At 69.2% G+C, this 1707-nt stretch carries 1 protein-coding gene; it reads left to right on the plus strand.

The features are described 5' to 3' along the window. Positions 1 to 1707, plus strand: a 1707-nt coding sequence (gene poxB, locus DID99_RS36535; RefSeq protein WP_124668718.1) for a ubiquinone-dependent pyruvate dehydrogenase, incomplete at both ends; no start/stop codon positions are given.

Below are 1707 nucleotides of genomic sequence, written 5' to 3' on the forward strand. Positions count from 1 at the left end.
ATGGCTAGACAGACGATGGCGGAATACCTGGCGAAGACGCTGGCGGCAGCGGGCGTCGAGCGCATCTGGGGCGTGACGGGAGACAGCCTGAACGGCCTGTCGTTCAGCCTGGGCCAGATCGGCTCGATCCGCTGGATGCATACGCGGCACGAGGAAAGCGCGGCGTTCGCCGCGGGCGCGGATGCGGCGTCGACCGGACGGCTCGCGGTGTGCGCGGGCAGCTGCGGCCCCGGCAACCTGCACCTGATCAACGGGCTGTACGACTGCCACCGCAATCACCAGCCGGTGCTCGCGATCGCCGCGCACATTCCGTCGACCGAGATCGGCCTCGGCTACTTCCAGGAAACCCATCCGCAGGACCTGTTCCGCGAATGCAGCCATTTCGCGGAACTCGTGACGAACGCGTCGCAGTTCCCGCGCGTGCTCGCGCGCGCGATGCGCACCGCGATCGAGGAACGCGGCGTCGCGGTGATCGTGCTGCCGGGCGACATCGCGCTCGGCGACGGCCCGGAGGAAGCGCCCGCGTGGAGCGACTCGGCGCCACCGTCGATCCTGCCGGCGGACGCCGATCTCGATCGGCTCGCGGCGCTGCTCAATGGATCGGACGCGGTCACGCTGCTGTGCGGCAGCGGCACGCAGGGCGCGCACGACGAAGTGGTCGCGCTGGCCGACACGCTCGGCGCGCCGGTCGTGCATGCGCTGCGCGGCAAGCCGTTCGTCGAATGGGACAACCCGTTCGACGTCGGGATGACGGGGCTGATCGGCTTCAGCTCCGGCTATCACGCGATGGAATCGTGCGACACGCTGCTGATGCTCGGCACGGACTTCCCGTACCGGCCGTTCTATCCGACGAATGCGAAGGTCGCGCAGATCGACTGGAAGGGCTCGCAGCTCGGCCATCGCGCGCCGCTCGCGCTCGGCCTCGTCGGCACCGTGAAGGAAACGATCGCCGCGCTGCTGCCGCGCCTCACGCGCAAGACGCAGCGGCGCTTCCTCGAGAACGCGCTGAAGCACTACGCGGCCGCGCGCAAGGGCCTCGACGATCTCGCGGTGGCCGAGCCGCCGGGCCGCGCGATCCATCCGCAATACCTGACGAAGATCGTCGACGAAGTCGCGGCCGACGACGCGATCTTCACGGCCGACGTCGGCACGCCGACGCTGTGGGCCGCGCGCTACCTGACGATGAACGGCAAGCGCCAGCTGCACGGTTCGTTCAATCACGGCTCGATGGCGAACGCGATGCCGCAGGCGCTCGGCGCGCAGGGCGCGCACCCTGGGCGGCAGGTCGTGTCGCTGTCGGGCGACGGCGGGCTGTCGATGCTGCTCGGCGATCTTCTGACCGCGCGCCAGCTCGACCTGCCGATCAAGATCGTCGTCTACAACAACAGCCTGCTCGGCTTCGTGTCGATGGAGCTGAAGGCGGCCGGCTATCTCGACACGAACGTCGACCTGAGCCCGACCGACTTCGCGGCGATCGCGAAGGGCGCGGGGATCTTCAGCGTGCGCGTCGAGCATTCGGAGAACGTCGAGCACGCGCTGCGCACCGCATTCGCGCACGACGGGCCGGCGGTCGTCGACGTCGTGACGTCGAAGTACGAACTGGCGATGCCGCCGAAGATGGAGTTCGCGCATGCGAAGGGCTTCAGCCTGTTCATGCTGCGCGCGATCCTCAGCGGGCGCGGCGACGAGATCGTCGAGCTGGCGCGG

Source organism: Burkholderia sp. Bp8986, assembly GCF_003854225.1.
Classification (GTDB): Bacteria; Pseudomonadota; Gammaproteobacteria; order Burkholderiales; family Burkholderiaceae; genus Burkholderia.